This is a genomic window from Paenibacillus sp. J22P15, assembly GCF_056269345.1.
Genome location: NZ_JBWDNT010000010.1, coordinates 107,325 through 132,987, shown reverse-complemented (window position 1 = coordinate 132,987; position 25,663 = coordinate 107,325). Strand labels below are relative to the sequence as shown.

Below are 25,663 nucleotides of genomic sequence, written 5' to 3'. Positions count from 1 at the left end.
ATTCATTTGAAGGGAGCTTGTAATTATGCTATCCACGTATACTCGAGTCAGTATTCACGCAGCTACTGCGGTCTTGTTTCTCCTCACTATTTTCGTTGTTTTAAACCAAGGCGCTCCGTTGCAATTCTTTATGACTTCCGAACAGGTACAATCCTTCAAAACCATTTTCATCAGCATTATATTGGAGGCTATTCCTTTTATTTTGATCGGTGTATTTCTGTCTGCTGCGCTGCAAAGTTTTGTTTCTGAACAGACGATCCGGCGCTTGATTCCTTCCAATCCATTATTGGGTATTATATATGCCTGTTTATTGGGCATTCTTTTCCCTGTATGCGAATGCGGCATGATTCCTGTGGTCAGAAGACTAATGATGAAAGGAATGCCCGTATATATCGCTGTAGTTTTTATTCTTACAGGACCCATTATTAATCCTGTTGTGTTCTCCGCCACTTATTTTGCTTTTCGTAGTTCTCCTGCTATGGTTTACTCGCGAATGGGGCTTGCTTTTTTAGTCGCCTCCGTTATCGGCTTGCTGATATACCGGTTCGTGAGAACAAATCCTCTTCGTAGCAATCACTTACATGTTTCATCCCACGAAGGACATCAGCATCATAACAACAAATTAACCACTTTTTTCGTCCATGCATCGGATGAATTTTTTGTAATGGGCAAGTATATTGTCTTCGGTTCCCTTCTTACCGCAATCATCCAAATCTTTATGCATAGGGAAAGTCTTGTCGCTATCGGACAAGGACCGGTTAGCTCGCATTTATTTATGGGGGGCCTCGCTTACATCATGTCGATATGCTCAACATCGGATGCTTTTGTGGCGTCGTCCTTTGGTACGACATTCACATCAGGGTCTCTGCTGACGTTCCTCGTGCTCGGTCCAATGCTCGATATTAAAAGTACACTGATGCTGCTCTCTGTATTTAAATCAAAATTTGTGCTCGTACTATCGATACTTATTGTTGTTACCGTACTGGCGGGATCCATGCTTTGGGAGGTTTTGTTATGAATAACAATCGCATGCTGAGCTTGCATTATATTATTCGTATGCTTATACTGCTTGGCTTTTCCTCTTATATCGTATATTTGACTAAAACCGACGCACTACAATATTACATTGCTGCACGCATGATGATCTTCGTCAAAGGTGTCGCTGTTGCCTTATATGTCATTGCCTGTTTTCAGGGTTATTTGGTTTTCAGCGTTTACAGGGGGAAACGAGTAGACTGCGAATGCGAATGCGAACCTCAAGCTTCGCGATCTTCCTTTCCTATCTCCCTGTCTTACTTATTACTGATCTTACCTTTGCTTCTTGGCTTTGGCCTTCCGGATACTGCTCTAGGAAGCGCTATGGCTTCGGCGAAAGGGATGAGTCTTTCAACAGTGAAGCAAGAACCACTGCAGCGCAGCGCATCAGAAATAACAACCCCAAAAGCAGGGACGGAAGTAACCGATGCGGAGATCGAACAGATGTTCAACGATGAGTGGGAGGAGGTATATTCCAAAATAGGAAGGAGTCTTTATAAAAAAGATCCGATCGTTGTCAAACAGTCTCTTTATAAAGAAATTATATCGACGATTGATTTGTTCAAACATCATTTCATAGGTAAAAAAATCGAAATCAGCGGCTTTGTTTATCGTGAAGAAAATATGACAAGCAATGAGTTTATCGTTGGACGTTTTGTCATCAATTGCTGTTCCGCAGATGCCATGCCATACGGGGCGATGATCGAATTCCCAGCAGCTCAAAATTATCCAACAGATACTTGGGTCAAGGTCACAGGAACCATTCAAAGCGGCAGTTACAATGGCAATGAGATCTTCAAGATAAAGGCTGACCAAATCGAGGAAATCGAAGTCCCGGATTCACCGTATCTTAATGCGAATTACGATCCCCTTAATGATCTTGACTAAAATTAATAAAAAAGAGGTAATCAAGTGAAAAATTTGCGTTTATTCCTGTCTTTATTAATCATCTTGTTAGGCTTAGGCGCTAGCACAACTGCATCTGCGCATATTTCAAATGCGGGATACTCGGAGTTATACGTTGAAGGAAACGAGATTGCCTATGAACTTTTTATTAGTGAATCAGAATTAATGCAACTGTTCGATTCCAACGGTGATAAACAATTGGAGAACGAGGAATTGGCATTGCAAAGAGAGAGTCTCGAATCGTATTTACAGAAAGGCCTTCGTATAGATATAGATTCAAAGCCCTTAAAGATGGAATTGCTTTCAGTTAATGTGGAAAGAAAAGTCACAAGAGGCGTGGTGTTTCAACTGACGTTTACCGGAGATGAAGAGATTGAAAAATTTAATCTTCATTATAATCTGGTGTTTGATGACGCTGCGCCTGACCATATGAATGTACTTTTAGTCCATTCAGGGGAAAATTTACAGAATGATATTATGGATAATACGAAACGAGATTTTCTGATCAACCTTCCTCAGCCTAAGACTAGCGCTGTTTTGTGGGAATACTTTAAGCTTGGCATCGAACACATTTTGATTGGTTTTGATCATTTGCTCTTTTTGCTTTGCTTGGTATTAATCGCAACTCGCTTTAAAGATGCCATTCAAATTATTACTGCTTTTACAATCTCTCATAGCATAACCCTATTTCTTGTAGCCTCGGGAAGGCTCCAAGTAAACTGGCCTTGGCTCGAAGCCGCGATTGCCCTGACAATTTGTTATATGGCAGTAGAAAATATGTTTGTTCAAAAGGCCAAATGGCGCTGGATATTGACATTTGTATTTGGCCTGATTCACGGCATGGGCTTCGCTGGGGCTTTAGCTGAAACGGGTCTTCCAAAGCACAATTTGATTAGTGCTCTCCTGACGTTTAATTTAGGTGTGGAAGTGGGACAGCTAATGGTCCTATGTCTGTTGCTGCCCCTCCTCATTTGGCTGAGAAAATTCAAGTTTTATCGTAAAATAATACTTTCAACGTCGTGCATTATTTTTGTGGTGGCATTTATTTGGTTTATTCAAAGATTGTAATGAGATTTTTTATATTACTGATATGAAACGGATAATGGTCTTCAAATTTTTTTAATAGAAGAGCCGTTGAACATACCAGTGACATTATATACGATGAGCTGGACTTGGCTCGCAGAGACGATCGTCCATTCGTTTCTTTATTCATCATTAGATGCTACATATTAAACTGGAGGTTAAGAGTATGTTTTTTCTGAAATGGTTAAGAAAGTCATATCTATCGTTAAGTTTAATCGTTGCAATCCTGCTAGGCAGCATTGGTCTTGGTACTGTGCTTTTTCAAGAACCAAGCTTGGCTGCGGGGGCGGACCCTGAGAGCGGTCCTCTTCTTAGGTTCATGTCCATATCTGACATTCATGTCAATACAGCAAATCTATCCAAGGCGTTGGATGACTCTGTTGCTAACAATGTCGAAGCAATAACTGTAGCCGGAGATCTAACCAATCACCATACAGACAGCGAGTATGACGCCGTCATGAATATGATGAAATCAAAACCTCATGCTCCAGTCTATTATACAATGGGCAATCACGAGTATGATTACCACCCTCAGGATGATTTCAAAGCAACCCAAAGCAAATTCGTAGAGAAAACGGGAGCACCAGATATAAACTACGATAAGTGGATCAATGGCTATCATTTCATTTTTTTAAGTGCTGATATTAGATATGCAGGCTGGACTGACGAGACGATTAGTTGGTTTGAAAACGCGATTGCTGAAAATGCCGACCCTAGCAAGCCGATTTTTGTGTTCATGCATCAACCATTAGATAGAACTGCATCACAAACCTATCCATCTAATAACTATCTTGGGCTTCTACCAGATTCGAATCATCAAGTAACTGACATTTTGGCGAATTATCCTCAAAGTGTGTTTGTAACAGGGCATATTCATGACGATATTAAGATCGAAGGTAATTTATTTAGTGAGAAATTCTCTGCAGTAAGAGATGGAGCTATTGTGAACAACAATCAAGGTTTAATCTTTGATGTGTATAGCGACAGAGTGCAAATAAGCGGCAGAGACTTCAATACCAAATCAACGATTTGGAATGGAACGATACAATTACAACCGAATACAACCGGCATATACGAAGCCGAAGATGGTTCATTCACTTACGCAACCAAAGCCGATGATGCAAATGGGTCTGGCGGCAAGGTTGTCAATATGAAGGATGGTCGAGCCTATCTAGAGATGCTCAGAGTTGACGGAGGCGCATCTGGCGGCGAAAAAGTATTGAAAGTAAGTTATGCCGCAGCTGCCAACGCTTCGATGGGGGTTTATGTAAATGGATATAAGGTACAGACGATTAGTGCTCCGTCTACCGGAGGAACGAGTACCTATAAGGATTTGGATGTAGCTATTGAACTGAATCCGGGTTATAACAAGATCGCCTTAAAGAGAGAAAACAACGCAGTAGAAGTGAACCTGGATAAATTACAAATTCTCGAACCCGTCAATTACAGCACGATGTGGGGATTCAACAGCAATGGTGACGACAGTATCCCGAATGGGTTCAATGCAACATTGCATGGAAGTGCTGCCTTTGACACGGCCAATAAAATGGAAGGATCAGCTTCACTCAGCTTCGACGGTGCTGACGGTAATTATGCAAGTGCTGACCTTGTATCAACCCAAACTGACGATGTAACCCTCACTTCATGGGTGAAGTGGGATGGTGCTACTTCAGGCTCTCAGCAGATTTTGACGAATGGCGACGGTCTTTCCAACGGCTATTCCATCGCATTGGATCATACCCAAGGCGATAAGGTGTCCATAGCGGTCAACGGCCAGACGATCCTAGGATCGCAGACTGCTTTGACGCCAGGACAATGGACCAATATTACGGCGGTAAGAAGAAGCGGCACCTGGGAACTTACGATTAATGGCATCAACGCACCGATAACGAATAATACATCAGCGCCTGATACTCCTACAACGGGAACGTTCATAGGTGCAGACAGCAGCGGCAAGCAGGGCTTTAACGGTCTTATCGATTCGGTTAGGTTCTACAATCAAGCTTTGTCTACCGATCAGATCAAGGCGATTGCCAATGAAACCTCTGCCCCTAAATTGGTAAGTATCAAAATAACAAAGCTGCCAGACATACGGAGGTTTCCGGTAAATTCTAGAATTGATATTACCGGTATGACCGTTGTAGGCACCTACAGTGATGGTTCTACAAAGAATGAGACCATAACTGGAAACAACGTCCTCGGTTTTAATACTAGTTATGCTGGTGTGCAAACAGGTAAGACGTTAACGGTTAATGTGGGTGGGAAGACGGATACTTATACTATAGATGTATACAGTGTAAAGGTAGGTACAGTACCTGTGCCTGGAGTGGTCGAAGTCATAAACAATGTAGCGAAGCATGACGATGTATATTATGCAATTTTTGGACAAGCTCTTCATCATCCAGCTAACACATGGACGGAATACTCAGTGGATGTACAAAAAACAGGAATTTACCAAATAAATTTATCTGCTAATGCTGCTGATCAAGCTGATTTTATTGTTGATGGTGTTTTGCAGAAAACAATTGCTACCAATGTATTCTCCTCATCTAATAGTGTAGCTTTAACCGAAGGCATCCATACGATAAGATTGCAAGTAAAGGGCAAAAAATATGGCATTTATAACTTTGAAGTGCTAGACACAAGTCAAAGCTACAGAAACATAGCACCTACTGCAAGTGTAACTGCATCCACCTATTTAAACGCAAATTCTGACCCGAAATTTGCCGTTGACGGGGTAATCGAAACGGATGGTAGCGGTGAATGGGTATCGTCTGAACAGAAACCATGGATACAGCTGACATGGGACAACAGCCAACCGATTGATAAAGTCATCCTGTTCGACCGAAAGAATGCTAGCGCTAACGTGAATGCTGGTACTTTAACTTTCAGCGATGGCAGCAGTATTGATGTTACGGAAATGGATCAGCTCGGTTATCAGCTCGGTTATGGCAAGGAGGTCACATTCCCGGAAAAAACAGTGACCTGGGTTAAGTTCCAGGCAACTGGAGGCGCGGGAGCTAATAACGGGTTGTCCGAATTTCAAGTATACTTCAGCGGGGCTGGAACGCCTGTAACATCGATCAATGTAAGTGGCGCAGACGGTGTGAATGAGATCACAAGCCAGAGCGGGACACTGCAAATGCAGGCTGAAGTTCTGCCTGTGGATGCAACTTTCAGAAGTGTGACATGGGGTGTCTTCGAGGCCGATGGAGTCACGGCCACGAATAAAGCGACGATTAATGCGAGCGGACTGCTGACGGCAAAGAACAATGGAACCGTGAAGGTAATTGCGACATCCACCGAAGACGACAGCATACAAGATACCGCTACAATTACTATTCAAGGCCAAAGCATAGCAAATCTTGCAACTGCAACTGCATCCAGCGAATATAATGCTGATTTTGCCGCAAAATTTGCAATTGATGGGACAATCGGCGCTGCTGGTCGCGAATGGGCATCAAAGGGTACAGCGAATCCATGGATAAAGCTGACATGGAACACCCCGTATACTATTAATAAAGTAGTCCTTTACGACCGACCAAATACTACCGATAACGTGAATGCCGGCACTTTATCATTCAGCGATGGCAGCAGTGTTAATGTAACAGGTATAGATACGTCCGGTGCCGCCAAGGTGGTTACATTCCCGGATAAAACAGTCACTTGGGTCCAGTTTCAGGCAACTGGAAACACAGGAGCTCGTAATAATGGGTTGTCTGAAATTCAAGTATATGGAGGTCCTGCCGTACCTCCTGTTACATCCATTTCTGTAAGTGGCGCAAACGGTGCGAATGAAATCTCAACCAAGAATGGCACACTGCAAATGCAGGCTGACGTTCTGCCCGAGACCGCAAACAATACCGTAACTTGGAGCGTCTTCGATGCCGATGGAATCTCGGCAACGGATAAAGCGACGATTGATGAGAATGGATTACTTACAGCGATAAAAGATGGATCAGTGATTGTAGTAGCGACAGCGACAGACGGCAGCGGCGTAAAAGGTGCTGCGACGATTACGATCAGTGGTCAAATGGAGCAGCAGCCTCAGGCTACTTTGACTGGTTCACAGCAGGTGAACGCTGGTCAAACATTTGATGTAAAGATGGGGTTGACCGGCGTAACAGAAAGTGTATACGAGCGTATGTATGCCCAAGATCTGACGCTGCACTATGATCCAGCGAATTTGCAATTCGATTCGGTTACATCGCTGAAAGATGGATTCCAAGTCATTGACCAAATGGAGACAGCACCGGGTCAAATTCGGATTATTGCTGCCAGCGTGGAAGCAAACCAAGGGGTACTTGCCGAAGGCGATATGATGACTTTCAAATTTACAGCCAAATCTGCAGCGGAGGCAACGACAATTACTGTCGACAATGTTGAGATCGCCAATGCTGAGGGGAATGAGCTGCAGGTCGGCGGAGCCTCCCATGAAGTACAAATTAGTATACCTGTGGATAAATCACTCTTGAATGCTTTGATCACAAGCGCTCAGGCTAAGTACGATGCAGCAGTGGAAGGAAATGGGCACGGCCAGTACGTGAATGGATCCAAAGCGCAATTGCAGTCAGCCATCGATGCGGCAAGCGCGACAGCAAATGATCCGAATGCCACTCAGCAGCAGGTGGATAGCGCGAAAGCTGCATTGGAAGCGGCCATTCAAGTGTTTGACACCAAGAAAATCAATGCGGATGTCAATGGGGATGGAAAAATTTCTATTGGCGACTTGGCTATTGTTGCAGGAGCATACGGCACACAACAAGATCAGGCGGGCTGGAATGCGAAAGCGGATGTAAATAAAGACGGCAAGGTGGATATTGTAGACCTTGCAATCACAGCTAAAGCAATCTTGCAGTAAACAAACCCGCAATTATGCTTGTTTTAGCGAAATTTAGGTTGTGCTGGTAATTGAAATGGGAGGGGAGACCTTGTTCTCCCCTCCTTACTTATGACGAGTACAGAAAGGGCGAATTGTCCAATGATAAAAAAACTACTTGCATTTAGTCTGGCGTTGCTTTTGACAGTACTCGTACTTCCCCAAGCCGTTACTCAGGCAAGCTCGGGCCCTAGCTTTTCGTTGTCCATCTCGGATAAGAACATATCCGCAGGCGATGACTTCCAAGTGACGGTGAGCGGAAAGAAATTAAGCGACTTGTACGCATATGAACTCAATTTAACCTATGATACCAGCCGGTTGGAGTTTGTGAAGGGTGTTACCAAAGGCAGCGGATTTGCCGTGGACCCTATTGTGAACGGAAATAAGATTCAAATCGCGCATACGCAAATAGGCAATGCTGCGGGCCAGAACGGGGATGTAACATTGGCTACGCTGACATTTCGTGCGGCTAGTCAGGGTAAGGCCGATATTGTACTGGACAGCGTGAAAATGGTAAATTCGCGGCTCGCGACTACTGAAGTTTCAAGCAAAAGCGAAGCATCGGTGAATATAAAAGCTACAAAACTTGCAAGCGATGTATTCAAGATCGACATTGTTAATGTAACAAAATTGCTTAATACAATCTCGTCCAAAGTAGCGGAAGCTAATAAATCTGGTATAAAGGTTAAAATGGCTGACATTAAAGGTCATTGGGGCGAAAAAAACATCGGTACGTTCGTGAAACTGAACTTTATCGAAGGGTATGGGGATGGAACGTTCCATCCGAACGGAAGCATTACACGCGCCGAATTTGCAGCGATCATTTCTCGTGTATTCGATATCAACGGTGGCGGCAATCAGTCGGTAGTTCTGAACGATATTAACAGCCACTGGGCTAAAGACGCCATTAAGAAGCTTGCTAGTGCAGGAGTGATTACCGGATATAATGACGGGACGTTCAAGCCGAACAAAACGATTAACCGTGAAGAAATGGTTATAATTCTATCTCGTATTGTGGACTTAACTAAAGTGGACAAAGATGCTTCCAAAGGCAACTTTGCTGATATAGCAAGCGCAAGCTCTTATGCAGTGAATCAAATCAAGGATGCGGCAAAAGCGGGCATCATCAGCGGCAAGGGCAATGGCTTATTTGATCCGAAGGGCAACTCCACACGCGCAGAGGCGCTTACGATCGTGCTGAACGCATTGAACCTTGGCTCTGACGTAAAAACACTCTTGGACAACTTGAAATAATCCTTTCTTCATTATTAGGCAGATCTGTGAAATTCGCACAGGTCTGCTTACTATCAAGCGGAGCGACCATAAAGAAACAACGAGGAAAAAGGAGGGCCAATCCTTTGAAATATTGCTTATACGATAGAAATCATGAACGGGTTGTTCTTATAGAAAACAATATACTGTCAGCTTTTAGTTTGAAGACTAAATGTGGACTGTCCAGTGATATTTCTGTACTTCCAATCCTGTCAAAAGCTGAGTATTTATCTTTTCCCGCTTCGCTTCGAGGAGAAGTTGACGGTACCTTTTATTTACTATATGAGGTTCCGGGTGTTTTGAAATCAAGGTTTGATCAAGTTATTGTTCGGGATTAGGACATTGCTAAAAACATGTAATTCACAAACTTCTATGGAACATAAAACCACAACCTCGACAAGAAAGCAATCTCGTCTGGGTTGCGGTTATTTTAGTGCAATTTAAACATTGAAACTCGATCCTGAAGCTAGCTAACAGCAGACTGGTCCCCATAGACTGGACCCAAATGCCTCCTTTTTTGGTTGATTCAAAGATTGTAATGAGATTTTTTATATTACTGATATGAAACGGATAATGTTCTTCAAAATTCTTTAATATAAGAGCCGTTGAATATACCAGTGACATTATATACGATGAACTGGACTTGGCTCGCAGAGACGATCGTCCATTCGTTTCTTGATTCATCATTAGATGGTACAAATTAAACGGGAGGTTAAGAGTATGTTTTTTCTTAAATGGTTAAGAAAGTCATTTCTATCGCTAAGTTTAATCGTTGCAATCCTGCTAGGCAGCATTGGTCTTGGCACTGTGCTTTTTCAAGAACCAAGCTTGGCTGCGGGGTCGGACCCTGAGAGCGGTCCTCTTCTCAGGTTCATGTCCATATCTGACATTCATGTCAATACAGCAAATCTATCCAAGGCGTTGGATGACTCTGTTGCTAACAATGTCGAAGCAATTGCTGTAGTCGGAGATCTGACCAATCATCAAACAGTGGGCGAATATGACGCTGTCATGAATATGATGAATTCAAAACCTCATGCTCCTGCATATTATGTAATTGGCAACCACGAGTATGACTACGAAAATGATTTCAATATATCCAAGAACCGATTTATAGAGAAGACAGGAGCGCCGAGTTTATCCTACGATCAGTGGATCAATGGTTATCATTTCATTTTTTTAGGTCCTGATTACAAACCGCAAGAATTATCTGACGAGACGTTAAGTTGGTTGGATAGCACGCTTGCTTCAAATGCCGACCCAAGCAAGCCAATTTTTCTATTCATGCATCAGCCAATATACCAAACTGTATCTAAATCATTTTCTGATAATTATGGAAGTACTCCGCAGACATATAAATTGAAGGAAGTTCTGAAGAAATACCCCCAAAGTGTTTTTGTAACAGGACATCTTCATGACGATATTAAGATCGAAGGTAATTTATACAGCGAGGAATTCTCAGCCGTAAGAGATGGCGCTATTGTGAGCAACAATCAGGGTATAATCTTTGATGTTTATAGCGACAGGGTGCAAATAAGCGGCAGAGACTTCAATAACAAAACAACGATTTGGAATGGAACGATACAATTACAACCGAATACAAGCGGCGTATACGAAGCCGAAGATGGTTCATTCTCGTACGCAACCAAAGCCGATGATGCAAATGGGTCTGGCGGCAAGGTTGTCAATATGAAGGATGGAAGAGCCTATCTAGAGATGCTCAGAGTTGACGGAGGCGCATCAGGCGGCGAAAAAGTATTGAAAGTAAATTATGCTGCTGCTGCCAACGCTTCGATGGGCGTATATGTAAATGGAACTAAGGTACAGACGATTAGCGCTCCGGCTACCGGAGGAACGGGTACCTATAAGGATTTGGATGTAGCTATTGAACTGAAGCCGGGTTCATATAACAAGATAGCCTTAAAAAGAGAGAGCAACGCAACTGAAGTGAACCTGGATAAATTGCAAATTATCGAGCCCGCCCATTACAGCACGATGTGGGGATTCAACAGCAATGGCGACGACAGTATCCCTAATGGGTTCAATGCAACATTGCATGGAAGTGCTGCCTTTGATACGACCAATAAAATGGAAGGCTCAGCTTCACTCAGCCTCGACGGGTCTGACGGTAATTATGCAAGTGCAGGTCTTGTAACGACAAAAAATGACGATGTCACCCTGACATCATGGGTGAAATGGAATGGCGCCACTTCAGGCTCTCAGCAGATCTTGTCCAATGGCGATGGGCTTACCAATGGATATTCCATCGTGCTGGATCATGACCAAGGCGATAAGGTGTCCATAGCGGTCAACGGTCAGACGATCCTAGGATCGCAGACTGCTTTGACAGCGGGACAATGGACCAATATTACGGCGGTAAGAAGAAGCGGCACCTGGGAACTTCATATCAATGGCAGCAGCGCGCCGGTAACCAATAATACAACAACGCCTGCCACACCTACAACGGGAACGTTTATTGGTGCAGACAGCAGGGGCAATCAGGGCTTCAATGGTCGTATAGATTCGGTTAGGGTTTACAATCAAGCTTTGTCTAACGAACAGATCAAGGCGATTGCCAACGAAACCTCTGCCCCTAAGTTAGAAAGCATCACAATTACAAAACTGCCAACACAGCGGAGTTATGCGATAGGTGAGAGTTTTAAAGTCAGCGGCTTGACCGTTGTTGGCACCTACAGCGACGGTTCTACAGGGAATGTGAACGTAAATGCAGACAATGTAACAGGCTTTAATAACTCAGCTCCAGTAACGGGTCAGACGTTAACGGTTACTGCGGGTGGGAGGACTGCTACTTTTACTGTAGATATATATTCTTTAAAGACCGGTACAGTATCAGTACCTGGAAAGATAGCAGCTCCAAACTATATAGCAAAGCATGACCAGGTACTAGTTACTGGAGGACTGGATTTAAATTATCTAACGCCAGGCGTTTGGATGGACTACTCAGTGAATGTAAAGAAAACAGGAGCTTACACTGCAAATTACTTATATGGTAGATATGACAGTGGTAATGCTGGAATTGATTTTATTGTTGATGATGTTCTTCAGAAGACAACACTTTTGCCGAGTACCGGTGCCTGGGAACCTAATAGAATAGCTTCAGATTACGTAGCTTTAACCGAAGGTCCCCATACGATAAGGTTGAGAGTTAATTCGGGAAAATTTGTCTTTCGTTCACTTGAGTTGATAGAGCAGCCTGACCAAAAATTAACCAGCATCACAGTACCTGCACCGGTAACAGTGGACATCGGAACGGCCAAGACAGCGGCGGATCTTTTATTGCCCGCAAAATTATCCCTAGTAACCTCTGGGGGGAATAGGGATGCCAGCGTGAATTGGGATTTAAATAGTGCAAACTACGATCCAACTGCCATGACGGGACAGACCTTCACGGTAACAGGAGAGGTAACTCTGCCTATTGGAGTAATTAACCCGGACAGCGTCCCATTGACAATAAGCATGAGCGTAACTGCAAAGCCTGCTGAACTAGCAGCTCACTGGAAGTTCGATGAAGGCTCCGGTACAGTCACCACCGATTCATCAGGCAATAGTAAAACGGGTACATTGAACGGAGGAGCTGCGTGGGCAGCAGGTCAAGCGGGCAACGCTCTTTCCTTCAATGGCACCAACTCCTTCGTTAATATACCTGATGCTGTAGACCCGACAGCATATACGGTTTCCTTATGGGTAAAACCAGAGGCGGCAACGGCGCAGAATATATGGGTAAGAACGGATTCTGCTGGTGCATCTGCATCATTTTCACATCAATTGCGAATTAATTCGAGCGGTAAGTTTGAGGCCTACTTGTATGATGGAGCGGTAAAAACTGTGACCGGTACAACCACTGTTCAGGCTGGAACATGGTACCATATTACGCTGTCAGCAATCAATAATGGACAGATGAAGCTGTATGTCAACGGTCAATCCGAGGGTACGCCTGCAAGTATAGGCACGATGTGGACAGGAGGAACAAGGTATTGGCTTGGTTCTAACAGCGGAGGCGGATTTGGATGGTTTAAAGGTATAGCCGATGAAGTCAAGCTGTACAACGATGTGCTAAGTGACTACCATATATTTATTGATTATGACATTCAGCGACCACCTGCCACTACATTAACAGGTGTACAGCAGGTGAACGCTGGTGAAATCTTCAATCTTAAGATGGGATTGACCGGCGTAACACAAAGTGTATACCAGTCGGTGTACGCCCAAGATTTGACATTGCACTATGATCCAGCGAATTTGCAATTCGATTCGGTTACATCGCTGAAAGATGGATTCCAAGTCATTGACCAAATGGAGACAGCACCAGGTCAAATTCGGATAATTGCTGCCAGCGTGGATGAAAACCAAGGGGTACTTGCCGAAGGCGATTTACTGAATTTCAAATTTACAGCCAAATCTGCAGCGGAGGCAGTGACAATTACTGTCGACAATGTTGTGATTGCCAATGCTGAGGGGAATGAGCTGCAGGTCGGCGGAGCCTCCCATGAAGTACAAATTAGTATACCTGTGGATAAATCACTCTTGAATGCTTTAATCACAAGCGCTCAGGCTAAGTACGATGAAGCAGAGGAAGGCAATGGGCACGGCCAGTACGTGAATGGATCCAAAGCGGCATTGCAGTCAGCCATCGATGCGGCAAGCGAGACAGCAAACGATCCGAATACCACTCAGCAGCAGGTGGATAGCGCGAAAGCTGCATTGGAAGCGGCCATTCAAGTGTTTGACACCAAGAAAATCAATGCCGATGTCAATGGGGATGGAAAAATTTCTATTGGAGACATGGCTATTGTTGCAGCGGTTTACGGCAAACAACAAGATCAGGCGGGCTGGAATGCGAAATCGGATGTAAATAAAGACGGCAAGGTGGATATTGTAGACCTTGCAATCATAGCTAAAGCAATCTTGCAGTAAACAAACACTGGTCCCCATAGACTGGACACTTTGAAAAAAGGTGTTTAGGCTGTGGGGGCCTTTTTGTATACTGGTGTTTGCCCTCCCAAATGCCTCCTTTTTTGGTTGATTCAAAGATTGCAATGAGATTTTTTATATCACTGACATGGAAGGGATAATGGTCTTCAATATTCTTTAATAGAAGAGCCGTTGAATATACCAGTGACATTATATACGATGAACTGGACTTGACTCGCAGAGTCGATCGTCCATTCGTTTCTTGATTCATCATTAAATGGCACAAATTAAACGGGAGGTTAAGAGTATGTTTTTTCTTAAATGGTTAAGAAAGTCATTTCTATCGCTAAGTTTAATCGTTGCAATCCTGCTAGGCAGCATTGGTCTTGGGACTGTGCTTTTTCAAGAACCAAGCTTGGCTGCGGGGTCGGACCCTGAGAGCGGTCCTCTTCTCAGGTTCATGTCCATATCTGACATTCATGTCAATACAGCAAATCTATCTAAGGCGTTGGATGACTCAGTTGCTAACAATGTAGAAGCAATTGCTGTAGTCGGAGATCTGACCAATCACCAAACAGTGGGCGAATATGACGCTGTCATGAATATGATGAAATCGAAACCGCATGCTCCAGTCTATTATACAATGGGCAATCACGAGTATGATTACGAAGCTGATTTCGAGGTATCCAAGAAGAGATTTATAGAGAAGACTGGAGCGCCAGATATAAACTACGATATGTGGATTAATGGTTATCATTTTATTTTTTTAAGTCCTGAGATTAAACCGGCAGGTTTTACTGACGAGACGTTAAGTTGGTTGGATCGCACGCTTGCTGAAAATGCCGACCCAAGCAAGCCGATTTTTCTGTTCTTGCATCAGCCATTAAGTTCAACTGTATCTTATACATATCCATCTCAATATGATAGTTTTGTTAATCCAGACTCGGATTATAAAATGAAGGAAATTTTGGCGAAATATCCGCAAAGTATTTTTACAACAGGACATGTCCATAACGATATTAAAGCACAAGGCAATTTATACAGTAACGAATTCTCTGCAGTAAGAGATGGAGCTATTGTGAGCGACAATCAGGGTTTAATCTTTGATGTTTATAGCGACAAGGTGCAAATAAGCGGCAGAGACTTCAATACCAAAACAACGATTTGGAATGGAACAATACCATTACAACCGAATACAAGCGGCGTATACGAAGCCGAACAGGGTTCATTCTCGTACGCAACCCAAGCCGATGATGAAAACGGGTCTGGCGGCAAGGTTGTCAATATGAAGGATGGACGAGCCTATCTGGAGATGCTCAGGGTTGACGGAGGCGCATCAGGCGGCGAAAAAGTATTGAAAGTAAATTATGCCGCAGCTGCCAACGCTTCGATGGGGGTTTATGTAAATGGATACAAGGTACAGACGATTAGTGCTCCGGCTACCGGAGGAACGGGTACCTATAGGGATTTGGATGTAGCTATTGAACTGAATCCAGGTTATAACAAGATCACCTTAAAAAGAGAAAACAACGCAGTAGAAGTGAACCTGGATAAATTACAAATGATTGAACCCGTCCATTACAGCACGATGTGGGGATTCAACAGCAATGGCGACGACAGTATCCCTAATGGGTTCAATGCAACATTGCATGGAAGTGCTGCCTTTGACACGGCCAATAAGATGGAAGGCTCAGCTTCACTCAGTCTCGACGGGGCTAACGGTAATTATGCAAGTGCTGACCTTGTATCAACCCAAACTGACGATGTAACCCTCACAGCATGGGTGAAGTGGAATGGTGCTACTTCAGGCTCTCAGCAGATTTTGACGAATGGCGACGGTCTTTCGAGCGGCTATTCCATCGCATTGGATCATGCCGAAGGCGATACGGTGTCCATAGCGGTCAACGGCCAGACGATCCTAGGATCGCAGACTGCTTTGACGCCGGGACAATGGACCAATATTACGGCGGTAAGAAGAAGCGGCACCTGGGAACTTACGATTAATGGCATCAACGCACCGATAACGAATAATACATCAGCGCCTGATACTCCTACAACGGGGACGTTCATTGGTGCAGACAGCAGCGGCAAGCAGGGTTTTAACGGACTTATCGATTCAGTTAGGTTCTACAATCAAGCTTTGTCTAACGAACAGATCAAGGCGATTGCCAATGAAACCTCTGCCCCTAAGTTAGAAAGCATCGAAATTACAAAGCTGCCTGATAAACGGAGATATGCGGTAGATGAAAAAAATGATGTCAGCGGTATGACCATTGTTGGCACCTACAGCGATGGCTCTACTAAGAATGAGGCCATAAATGGAAACAACATCAGCGGTTTTAATTCTAGTAAAGTGGAAAAAGGTCAGACGTTAACGGTTAATGTAGGCGGGAAGACAGCTACTTATACTGTAGATATCTATACTTTAAAGGTAGGTACAGTTTCCGTGCCTGGAGTGATAAATGCTGTAAACTATATAGCAAAGCATGACTTTATATACATGGGAGCAACTTCTACAGGTATTCTACCTTCAACAGAATCATGGCTTGACTACTCAGTGGATGTAGAGAGAACAGGAACTTACCTAGCAAATTACCTTTACGGTAGACACGATGGTGGTTCCGCGGCAATTGATTTTATTGTTGATGATGTACTGCAGAAAACAACAACATTGCCGAGTACCGGTTCGTGGGGAGCTAATAGGATAGTTTCAGAAACCGTAACTTTAACCAAAGGCTCCCATACGATAAGGCTGAAAGCTTCAAATAGATTGGTAATTCAATCGCTCGAGTTGCTAGACGCAAGTCAAGGTTACAGAAATATAGCACCTTCCGCAACAGCAACTGCATCCACCGAATATAACGCAAGTTATGCCTCTAAATATGCAATTGACGGGGTAACTAGCGTTAATGGCAACGGTGAATGGGCATCGTCTGAAGTGAATCCATGGATACAGCTGACATGGAATAACAGTCAAACGATTGATAAAGTAATCTTGTTCGACCGAATGAATGCTGGCGCTAACGTGAATGCCGGTACTTTAACCTTCAGCGATGGCAGCAGTATCGATGTAACGGGAATAGAGGAGCTCGGTTATGCCAAGGAGGTCACGTTCCCGGAAAAAACAGTGACCTGGGTTAAGTTCCAGGCAACTGGAGGCATGGGAGTTAATAACGGGTTGTCCGAAATTCAAGTATACTTCAGCGGGAATGGAACGCCTGTAACATCGATCAATGTAAGTGGCGCAGATCGCGTGAATGAGATCACTAGCCAGAGCGGGACACTGCAAATGCAGGCTGAAGTTCTGCCAGTGGATGCAACATTCAGAAGTGTGACATGGAATGTCTACGAGGCTGATGGAGTCACGGCCACGAATAAAGCGACGATTAATGCGAGCGGATTGCTGACGGCAAAGAACAATGGAACCGTGAAGGTGATTGCGACATCCATCGCTGATGACAGCATACAAGGTGCCGCAACGATTTCAATTCAGGGCCAAAGCATAGCATCTCTTGCAACAGTAGAAGCATCCAGCGAATATAATGCTGATTATGCCGCAAAATTTGCAATTGATGGGGTGATCGGCGTTGCTGGTCGCGGTGAATGGGCTGCAAAGAATGATCGGAATCCATGGTTAAAGCTGACATGGAACACCCCGTATACGATTAATAAAGTAGTCCTTTACGACCGACCAAATACTGGCGATAACGTGAATGCCGGCACGTTATCTTTCAGCGATGGCAGCAGTGTCAACGTAACGGGTATTAGTACGACCGGTGCTGCCAAGGAGGTCACATTCCCGGATAAAACAGTCGGTTGGGTTAAGTTCACGGCAACTGGAGGCACGGGAGTTAATAATGGGTTGTCTGAAATTCAAATATATGGAGATCCGGCAATACCTGTTACATCGATCACTGTCAATAGTGCAGACGGTGCGAATGCGATCACTGACCAGAATGGCACACTGCAAATGCAGGCTGCTGTTCTGCCCGCGAATGCATCAAACAGTGAAGTAATATGGACCGTCTTCGAAGAAGATGGCGTTACGGCGACGAATAAAGCGGCAATAGATGCGAGCGGATTGCTTACGGCAACGAACAATGGAACTGTGAAGGTGGTAGCGGCAGCCAAAGATGGCTCCGGCGTACAAGGTTCCGCAACGATTACAATTAGCGGCCAACCGATCGTGCTCGTTACATCAATCACGGTAAGTGGTGAAGGCGGTGCAAATACGATCAACGCCTTGAACGAAACTCTGCAAATGCAGGCTGCTGTTCTGCCTGCGAGTGCAACCGACAGTCGTGTAACATGGACCGTCTTTGAAGCGGATGGTGTCACGGCGACGAGTAAAGCGACCATAGATGCAGATGGTTTACTTGTGACGAAGGAATATGGAACCGTGAAGGTAGTAGCGACAGCTAAAGATGGAAGCGGCATACAAGGTTCCGCAACGATTGCGATTAACGATCCAACGCAAACGCCAATAGCTTGGTGGAAGTTCGACGAAGGTACCGGTTCAATGGCTGGCGATTCATCGGGTAATAACAACAATGGAACGCTAATCAGCAATCCGACATGGACTACCGGCAAGGATGGTGGAGCCCTTCAATTTTCTGGCAACCGAGTTGAAGTACCTGGTTCGAATCTTTCAACGAGCCTTTTGTATCAAGCAGGACGAGAGACGTCGGGGATGACCGTAACAACTTGGTTTAAGACGAGTTCGAAATCTACGGCTAATGCTTCTATCTTGCGTTATAGTTCGCACCTGACGGCATTTCAGTATTATGGCGGTGGCAATGCTCGCGTAGCCTATTGGCCAAGTGCGGGGTGCGGTAGTTACTGTAGTTATACGTACGCGATCAATTCATACGCCGATGATAATTGGCACCATTACGCAGCGTCTTACGATACAACGACTGGATTAAAAGTCTATATCGATGGTGTACACGTGCCGGGTGCATCAAATCCGAATAGCACAGGAATTTTGGGCGTCCCGACAGAGGTCTTCATGATGGGAGCATCGCCAGGCAATGGTGAACCCTATACTGGAGCGCTGGACGACGTTCGCGTATATGGTGTCGCGCTAAACCAAGACCACGTACAGCAAATCATGGGTCTCGTTAAATCCATTTCTGTAAGTGGCGCAAACGGTGCAGATGAAATCTCAACCAAGAATGGCACACTGCAATTGCAGGCTGACGTTCTGCCCGAGACCGCAAACAACACCGTAACTTGGAGCGTCTTCGATGCCGATGGAATCTCGGCAACGGATAAAGCGACGATTGATGAGAATGGATTACTTACAGCGATAAAAGATGGATCAGTGATTGTAGTAGCGACAGCGACAGACGGCAGCGGCGTAAAAGGTGCTGCGACGATTACGATCAGCGGTCAAATGGAGCATCAGCCTCAGGCTATTTTGACTGGTTCACAGCAGGTGAACGCTGGTGAAATCTTCAATCTTAAGATGGGGTTGACCGGCGTAACAGAAAGTGTATACGAGCGAATGTATGCCCAAGATTTGACGCTGCATTATAATCCAGCGAATTTGCAATTCGATTCGGTTACATCGCTGAAAGATGGATTCCAAGTCATTGACCAAAGGGAGATAGCGCCGGGGCAAATTCGGATTATTGCTGCCAGCGTGGAAGCAAACCAAGGGGTACTTGCCGAAGGTGATTTGTTGACTTTCAAATTTACAGCCAAATCTGCAGCGGAGGCAACGACAATTACAGTCGACAATGTTGAGATTGCCAATGCTGAGGGGAATGAGCTGCAGGTCGGCGGAGCCTCCCATGAAGTACAAATTAGTATACCTGTGGATAAATCACTCTTGAATGCTTTAATCACAAGCGCTCAGGCTAAGCATGATGCAGCAGAGGAAGGTAATGGGCACGGCCAGTACGTGAATGGATCCAAAGCGCAATTGCAGTCGGCAATCACTGAAGCCAAAGCGACAGCAAACGATCCGAATGCTACTCAGCAGCAGGTGGATAGCGCGAAAGCTGCATTGGAAGCGGCAATCCAAGTGTTTGACACCAAGAAAATCAATGCGGATGTCAATGGAGATGGAAAAATTTCTATTGGCGACTTGGCTATTGTTGCAGGAGCATACGGCAAACAACAAGATCAGGCGGGCTGGAATGAGAAAGCGGATGTAAATAAAGACGGCAAGGTGGATATTGTAGACCTTGCAATCACAGCTAAAGCAATCTTGCAGTAAACAAACCCGCAATTATGCTTGCTTTAGCGAAATTTAGGATGGGCTGGTAATTGAAATCGGAGGGGAGAACTATGTTCTCCCCTCCTTATTTATGACGAGTACAGAAAGGGCGAATTGTCCAATGATAAAAAAACTACTTGCATTTAGTCTGGCGTTGCTTTTGACAGTACTCGTAGGCAAAGCAGCTCAAAACATTTAATTCACAAACGTCTATGGAACATAAAACCGCAACCTCGACAAGAAAGCAATCTCGATGTCTGGGTTGCGGTTATTTTAGCGCAATTTAAACATTGAAATTTTACTTTGCTGATTATGCATTGCGCATGAATAGCGTTTCTATGAGGACTTGATATAAGCCTGAATATTATCTTCATATAACTTTAATAGTAGAGTCATTGAATGTATCAGTGATTATAAATACGATGAAAAGGGGGGGATGAAGGAAGGAGAACAAGATTTGACATTAACCGGCTAAGCAAGGCGAACGCTATTCTATTTTTCATCACCGATTATTTTAAATTTCTACAGGAGGTTAATTCATGTTATTTCTTAAAAAGTTAAAAAAGCCATTTCTAATACTAACGATGATGGCTACAATCAGCTCTGGCCTTAGTGCTGTGCTTCCGACAGAAAGTTCTGCAGCAGGGGCGGAAAACCCGACGGATGCTCCAATCTTTAGCTTTATGTCAATGTCGGACACGCATAATAACACAGGTAATACGATTAAAGCTGTAAAGGATGCTGTTGCTAATAATAGCAGTGCAATCGTTTTACCCGGGGATTTAACCAATTTTGGGGAAAGCGCTGAATATGATGCCATAATAAATGCTATTAATTCTGTACCGGATCGTCCGCCGGTGTATTATCTAATTGGAAATCATGAATATGATTGGCAGTCGGATTTTAAAGTAGCGCAGAACAGATTTATACAAAAGGCAGGAATACCAGAAAATAAGGTGTATTACCACCGGGAAATACAAGGCTATGACTTCATATTTTTAGGGTTTGATAGGAAACCGGCCGATTCCGCGTATATGTCCAACGAGCAGTTAGCCTGGTTGGATAGTACGCTTGCTGCAAATGCTGAACCGGAGAAGCCGATGTTTGTGTTCACGCATAACCCTATTTACCAGACCGTATCCAAGTCATATTCGGATAATTATGGTCAAAATACGATACAGGAACAGAAGTTCAGAAATGTCCTTGAAAAATATCCACAGGTTATTTTAACAACAGGACATCTTCACGACGATACTAAGATACAAGGCAACATGTACACCAATAAATTCACTGCTTTAAGAGACGGTGCGGTTTTAGAGAGACAAGCTATGATTTTTGATGTATATAAAGACAAGGTGCGTTTAAAGGGAAGGGATGTAACTACACAAAAAACCGTATGGGAAGGTACTATTAGTTTGCAGCCAAATACAACCGGTGTGTATGAGGCCGAGGATAGTGTATTCGCATATGCAACTGCTGGTGACGACATAAATGCGTCCGGCGGCAAGGTTGTCAATATGAACCATGGAAGCGCATATATCGAGTCGCTCGAGGTTGACGGTGGAGCTTCTGGCGGCACTAAAATATTGAAAATCAGATATGCTACTGATGCTGCCAATGTTACCAAGGGCTTATATGTAGGCATACATGTAAGCGGACGCAAGGAACAGACGCTCAGCTTTCCGACTACCGGAAGCATGAGCTCGTATAACGATTTGGTGGTACCTGTTGAGCTGAATCCTGGTCCAAACAAGATCGTCATAAAAAGCGATGGCAACGCAGCGGGCCTGAATATTGATAAGTTCCAGATTATGGACAGCGCCAATTACAGTACGATGTGGGGATTTAACGGCAATGGTAATGACAGTATCCCGGATGGGTTCAATGCAACCTTGAATGGAAGTGCCGCCTATGATACGGCCGATAAAATGGAAGGTTCAGCTTCGCTCATCCTAAACGGCGCTGACGGCAATTATGCGAGCGCAGGCCTTGCATCAACTAAAACAGACGATTTAACGCTAACAGCTTGGGTGAAGTGGAATGGCGCAACTTCGGGATCGCAGCAGATCTTGTCCAATGGCGATGGCCTTAGCAACGGTTATTCCATCGTGCTGGATCATGACAAGGGCGAAAAGGTATCTATTGCGATCAACGGTCAGACGATCCTGGGATCGCAGACTGCTTTGACTCCAGGACAATGGACCAATATTACTGCGGCAAGAAGAAGCGGCACCTGGGAGCTTTATATCAATGGCAAGAGCCTACCTATAACCAACAATACAACAGATCCTTCTACGCCAACAACGGGAACGTATATCGGTGCGGACAGCAGAGGCCAACAAAGCTTCAATGGACGTATTGATGCAGTAAGAGTTTACAATCAAGCATTGTCTACAGAACAGATCATGGCAATGGCCAACGAGACTTCTAACGTTAAGTTGCAAAGCATCGAAATAACTGAACTGCCAACAAAGTTGAATTACCTGTATGCAGATGCGCTTCTTTTAAATGGGCTGGTTGTGACAGGCACTTACAGCGATGGAACAACAAAAGTGGAGAACGTAACGGGTGATCATATTACCGGCTTTGATAGTTCCACTCTTAAAGAAGGAGTGCCACTGACTGTGACTGTAGGTGGAAAGACAGCCAGCTTTAATGTAAATATTTTGGATGAATTGCCTGGTTCAGCATCGGTGCCAGGAAGGATAGAAGCTGCAAACTACAATAAGAAACAGGGTGCTGTATTCAGATATCAAGGGACTAATGATGGCGGACCCGCATTGCGAGTGAATTTTTTAGAAAAAGGCGACTGGATGGAATATAACGTAGATGTGGCAAAATCGGGATTCTATCAATTAGATTACAAGGTGGGATCAAAAACGGGGTATACGGGAGAGGTTGAATTCGAGGTAGATGGAGTACCTCAAACGAGAACCTCATTCTCAACTGGGGATTGGAACAACTATGTCATTAAATCCGAAACGGTCAGACTGAGTGAAGGCTCACATAAAATAAGGATGAATGTAACTCAACCTTTTTGGGTTTTTCGCTGGTTTGAATTGACAGAGACTCAAGAAAAAAAATTGAATAGCATCACAGAACCTGCTTCGGTAACAGTGGCCATCGGAACGGCGAAGACAGCGGAAGCTCTTGGATTGCCTGCTAAAGTAGCCCTTGTAACCGATGGGGGAAATGTGGATGCCAGTGTGAATTGGGATGTAAATAGTGCAAGCTACGATCCAACTGTCACGACGGCGCAGACCTTCACGGTAACAGGGGAAGTCACCCTGCCAATTGGAGTCGCAAACCCAGACAGCGTTCCATTGACAACAAGCATTAGCGTATCTGCAAAGCCTGCCGAACTAGTAGCCCACTGGAAGTTCGATGAAGGCTCCGGTACAACGGCCGGCGATGCTTCAGGCAAAGGTAACACCGGAACTTTGGTTAACAACCCGTCTTGGATTTCGGGCAAGATCGGCGGAGCGCTTGCTTTCAGCGGCGGCAAAAGGGCCGAGTTCAGCTCTTCGGCAACTTTGAATCAAACGGGTGACGAGTCCGTATCGTTGTGGTTCAAGACTTCTCAGGCTGCGATCGGCAACGCGAACATTTTCCGTCATGATAAGCGTTTCACGGCCCTTCAGATAACAGCCGGGGGTCAAGCTCGCGCGGCCTATTGGCCCAACGGTTCATCCAGTTATAAAGCGTTGTCGTTTCCATGGACCTACAACGATAACAAATGGCATCATTATGTGGCTGCCTACGATAAGACACAGGGGCTGAAGATCTATGTCGACGGTAACTTAGTGGCAAGCAAAGCAACGGATCTTGGACCGCTTCCGGCTGTAACGAATAAAATCGTGCTCGGAGCCGCTGAAACAGGCGGAGAAGCTTATAATGGACAGTTGGACGACGTTCGCGTATTTAGCGGCGTATTGACTCAGGCCGAGGTAACGCAATTGATGAATGCGGGGCAAGGACTGACGCTAAAGAGTATCACTGCGCCCGCAGCCATCACAGGGGTGGCGAACGGAACGGCCAAGACGGCAGCAGCCCTTGGATTGCCTGCAACCATAGAACTGGTAACCGATAATGGAAATACGAATGCCAATGTGGTATGGAATGTCGAAGCTTCAAGCTATGATCCAGCTGTTAAGACTGAACAGACCTTCACGGTTGATGGAACCGTAACCTTGCCGGAAGGTGTGGCGAATCCGAACCACGTAGCCTTGACAACCAGCATCCAAGTGACTGTGCTTCAAGCATCAACAATGCCTCATTCTAAATTGACAGGTGCACATCAAGCAGCTCCTGGCCTACCATTCGATGTCACGATGGGACTAAGCGGCGTGACAGAAAGCGTATATCAGCAAATGTATGCGCAAGATTTGACGCTGCATTATGATCCGGCGAAGTTGCAATTCGATTCGGTCACATCCCTGAGAGATGAATTTGAGGTCATCGATTACAAGGAAAACGTGCCTGGACAGATCCGAATTGTAGCAGCTAGCGGAAAACAAGGCGTGTCAGCTGAAGGAGATTTATTGAAATTCAAATTTACGGTGAAGACCGAGGCCCAAGAAACCGATACGACCGTTTCTGTAGGCGATGTGGCCATTGCGAACGGAGAGGGAAATGAACTGCCGTTGAATGGAGCTTCTCACGCGCTGCAAATCAGTATCCCGGTTGATAAATCAGGTCTGAATGCTTCGATCGCTAGCGCTCAGGCGAAGCACGATACAGCTGTGGAAGGAAACGAGCACGGAATGTATGCGAATGGCTCCAAGGCGCAATTGCAGTCGGCGATCGATGCGGCGAAAGCGACGGCGAACGATCCGAATGCTACGCAGCAGCAGGTGGATAATGCAAAATCCCTACTAGAACTAGCCATTCAAGTGTTTGAAAGTAAGAAAATCTCCGCCGATGTCAATGGAAAAGATGGTATCACGATTGGAGACTTGGCGATCGTTGCAGCAGCTTACGGTAAGCAAGAAGGTCAGCCAGACTGGAATGCGAAAGCTGATGTCAATCATGACGGTAAGGTAGATATTGTAGACCTGGCGATCGTGGCCAAGGCGATTTTGCAATAATACGTTTGAAAAAGCCAGTGGTCAAATTTTTAATGGGATCACTGGCTTTTTTCATGCGGCGGAAGTTGAAATTTCACAACCTTAATGAAAAGTGCTTATTATAAAGACCCGCAATAGCCATTTTCAGAAGAAGATGTTCTTTTTTTCTATATTCAAGCCTTACCTAATCTATTAGTGTGAAATTGCAATCATAGAAAGAATAGCATCAGTGATATGTTACAGCGTAGAACTTGACTAAATGAATTT

At 44.7% G+C, this 25,663-nt stretch carries 8 protein-coding genes; all 8 read left to right on the top strand.

All coding sequences use genetic code 11. The annotated features are described in order from the left end of the window. Window positions 1-25: 25 nt before the first annotated feature. Complete coding sequence (locus tag AC0YN6_RS20000) at window positions 26-1,018, top strand: permease (RefSeq protein WP_475748968.1); 993 nt, start codon at window positions 26-28, stop codon at window positions 1,016-1,018. After that, on the top strand, window positions 1,015-1,923 hold the full coding sequence (locus tag AC0YN6_RS19995; protein WP_475748967.1) for a TIGR03943 family putative permease subunit: 909 nt from the start codon (window positions 1,015-1,017) through the stop codon (window positions 1,921-1,923). Before AC0YN6_RS20000 ends, AC0YN6_RS19995 begins: the two co-directional genes overlap by 4 nt. A gap of 24 nt (window positions 1,924-1,947) precedes the next feature. Continuing rightward, window positions 1,948-3,009, top strand: a complete 1,062-nt coding sequence (locus AC0YN6_RS19990) for a HupE/UreJ family protein (RefSeq protein ID WP_475748966.1) — start codon at window positions 1,948-1,950, stop codon at window positions 3,007-3,009. Between the two features lie 181 nt (window positions 3,010-3,190). Further along, window positions 3,191-7,885, top strand: coding sequence for a DUF7402 domain-containing protein (locus tag AC0YN6_RS19985; RefSeq protein WP_475748965.1), 4,695 nt, complete (start codon window positions 3,191-3,193; stop codon window positions 7,883-7,885). A gap of 120 nt (window positions 7,886-8,005) precedes the next feature. Then, window positions 8,006-9,157 (top strand): S-layer homology domain-containing protein, encoded by a 1,152-nt coding sequence (locus tag AC0YN6_RS19980; protein WP_475748964.1) that lies wholly within the window; start codon window positions 8,006-8,008, stop codon window positions 9,155-9,157. Between the two features lie 738 nt (window positions 9,158-9,895). Then, window positions 9,896-14,110, top strand: coding sequence for a LamG-like jellyroll fold domain-containing protein (locus AC0YN6_RS19975; RefSeq protein WP_475748963.1), 4,215 nt, complete (start codon window positions 9,896-9,898; stop codon window positions 14,108-14,110). A gap of 304 nt (window positions 14,111-14,414) precedes the next feature. Beyond that, window positions 14,415-20,330: a DUF7402 domain-containing protein gene (locus tag AC0YN6_RS19970; protein WP_475748962.1), complete on the top strand. Its 5,916-nt coding sequence runs from the start codon at window positions 14,415-14,417 to the stop codon at window positions 20,328-20,330. Between the two features lie 539 nt (window positions 20,331-20,869). Then, on the top strand, window positions 20,870-25,417 hold the full coding sequence (locus AC0YN6_RS19965; RefSeq protein WP_475748961.1) for a LamG-like jellyroll fold domain-containing protein: 4,548 nt from the start codon (window positions 20,870-20,872) through the stop codon (window positions 25,415-25,417). The last annotated feature ends 246 nt before the right edge of the window (window positions 25,418-25,663 follow it).

What these genes read in the sequence shown, in the direction of transcription:
- AC0YN6_RS19970 (WP_475748962.1), top strand. Translation starts at nt 14,415, where the DNA reads ATGTTTTTTCTTAAATGGTTAAGAAAGTCATTTCTATCGCTAAGTTTA.
- AC0YN6_RS19975 (WP_475748963.1), top strand. Translation starts at nt 9,896, where the DNA reads ATGTTTTTTCTTAAATGGTTAAGAAAGTCATTTCTATCGCTAAGTTTA.
- AC0YN6_RS19985 (WP_475748965.1), top strand. Translation starts at nt 3,191, where the DNA reads ATGTTTTTTCTGAAATGGTTAAGAAAGTCATATCTATCGTTAAGTTTA.
- AC0YN6_RS19980 (WP_475748964.1), top strand. Translation starts at nt 8,006, where the DNA reads ATGATAAAAAAACTACTTGCATTTAGTCTGGCGTTGCTTTTGACAGTA.
- AC0YN6_RS20000 (WP_475748968.1), top strand. Translation starts at nt 26, where the DNA reads ATGCTATCCACGTATACTCGAGTCAGTATTCACGCAGCTACTGCGGTC.
- AC0YN6_RS19995 (WP_475748967.1), top strand. Translation starts at nt 1,015, where the DNA reads ATGAATAACAATCGCATGCTGAGCTTGCATTATATTATTCGTATGCTT.
- AC0YN6_RS19965 (WP_475748961.1), top strand. Translation starts at nt 20,870, where the DNA reads ATGTTATTTCTTAAAAAGTTAAAAAAGCCATTTCTAATACTAACGATG.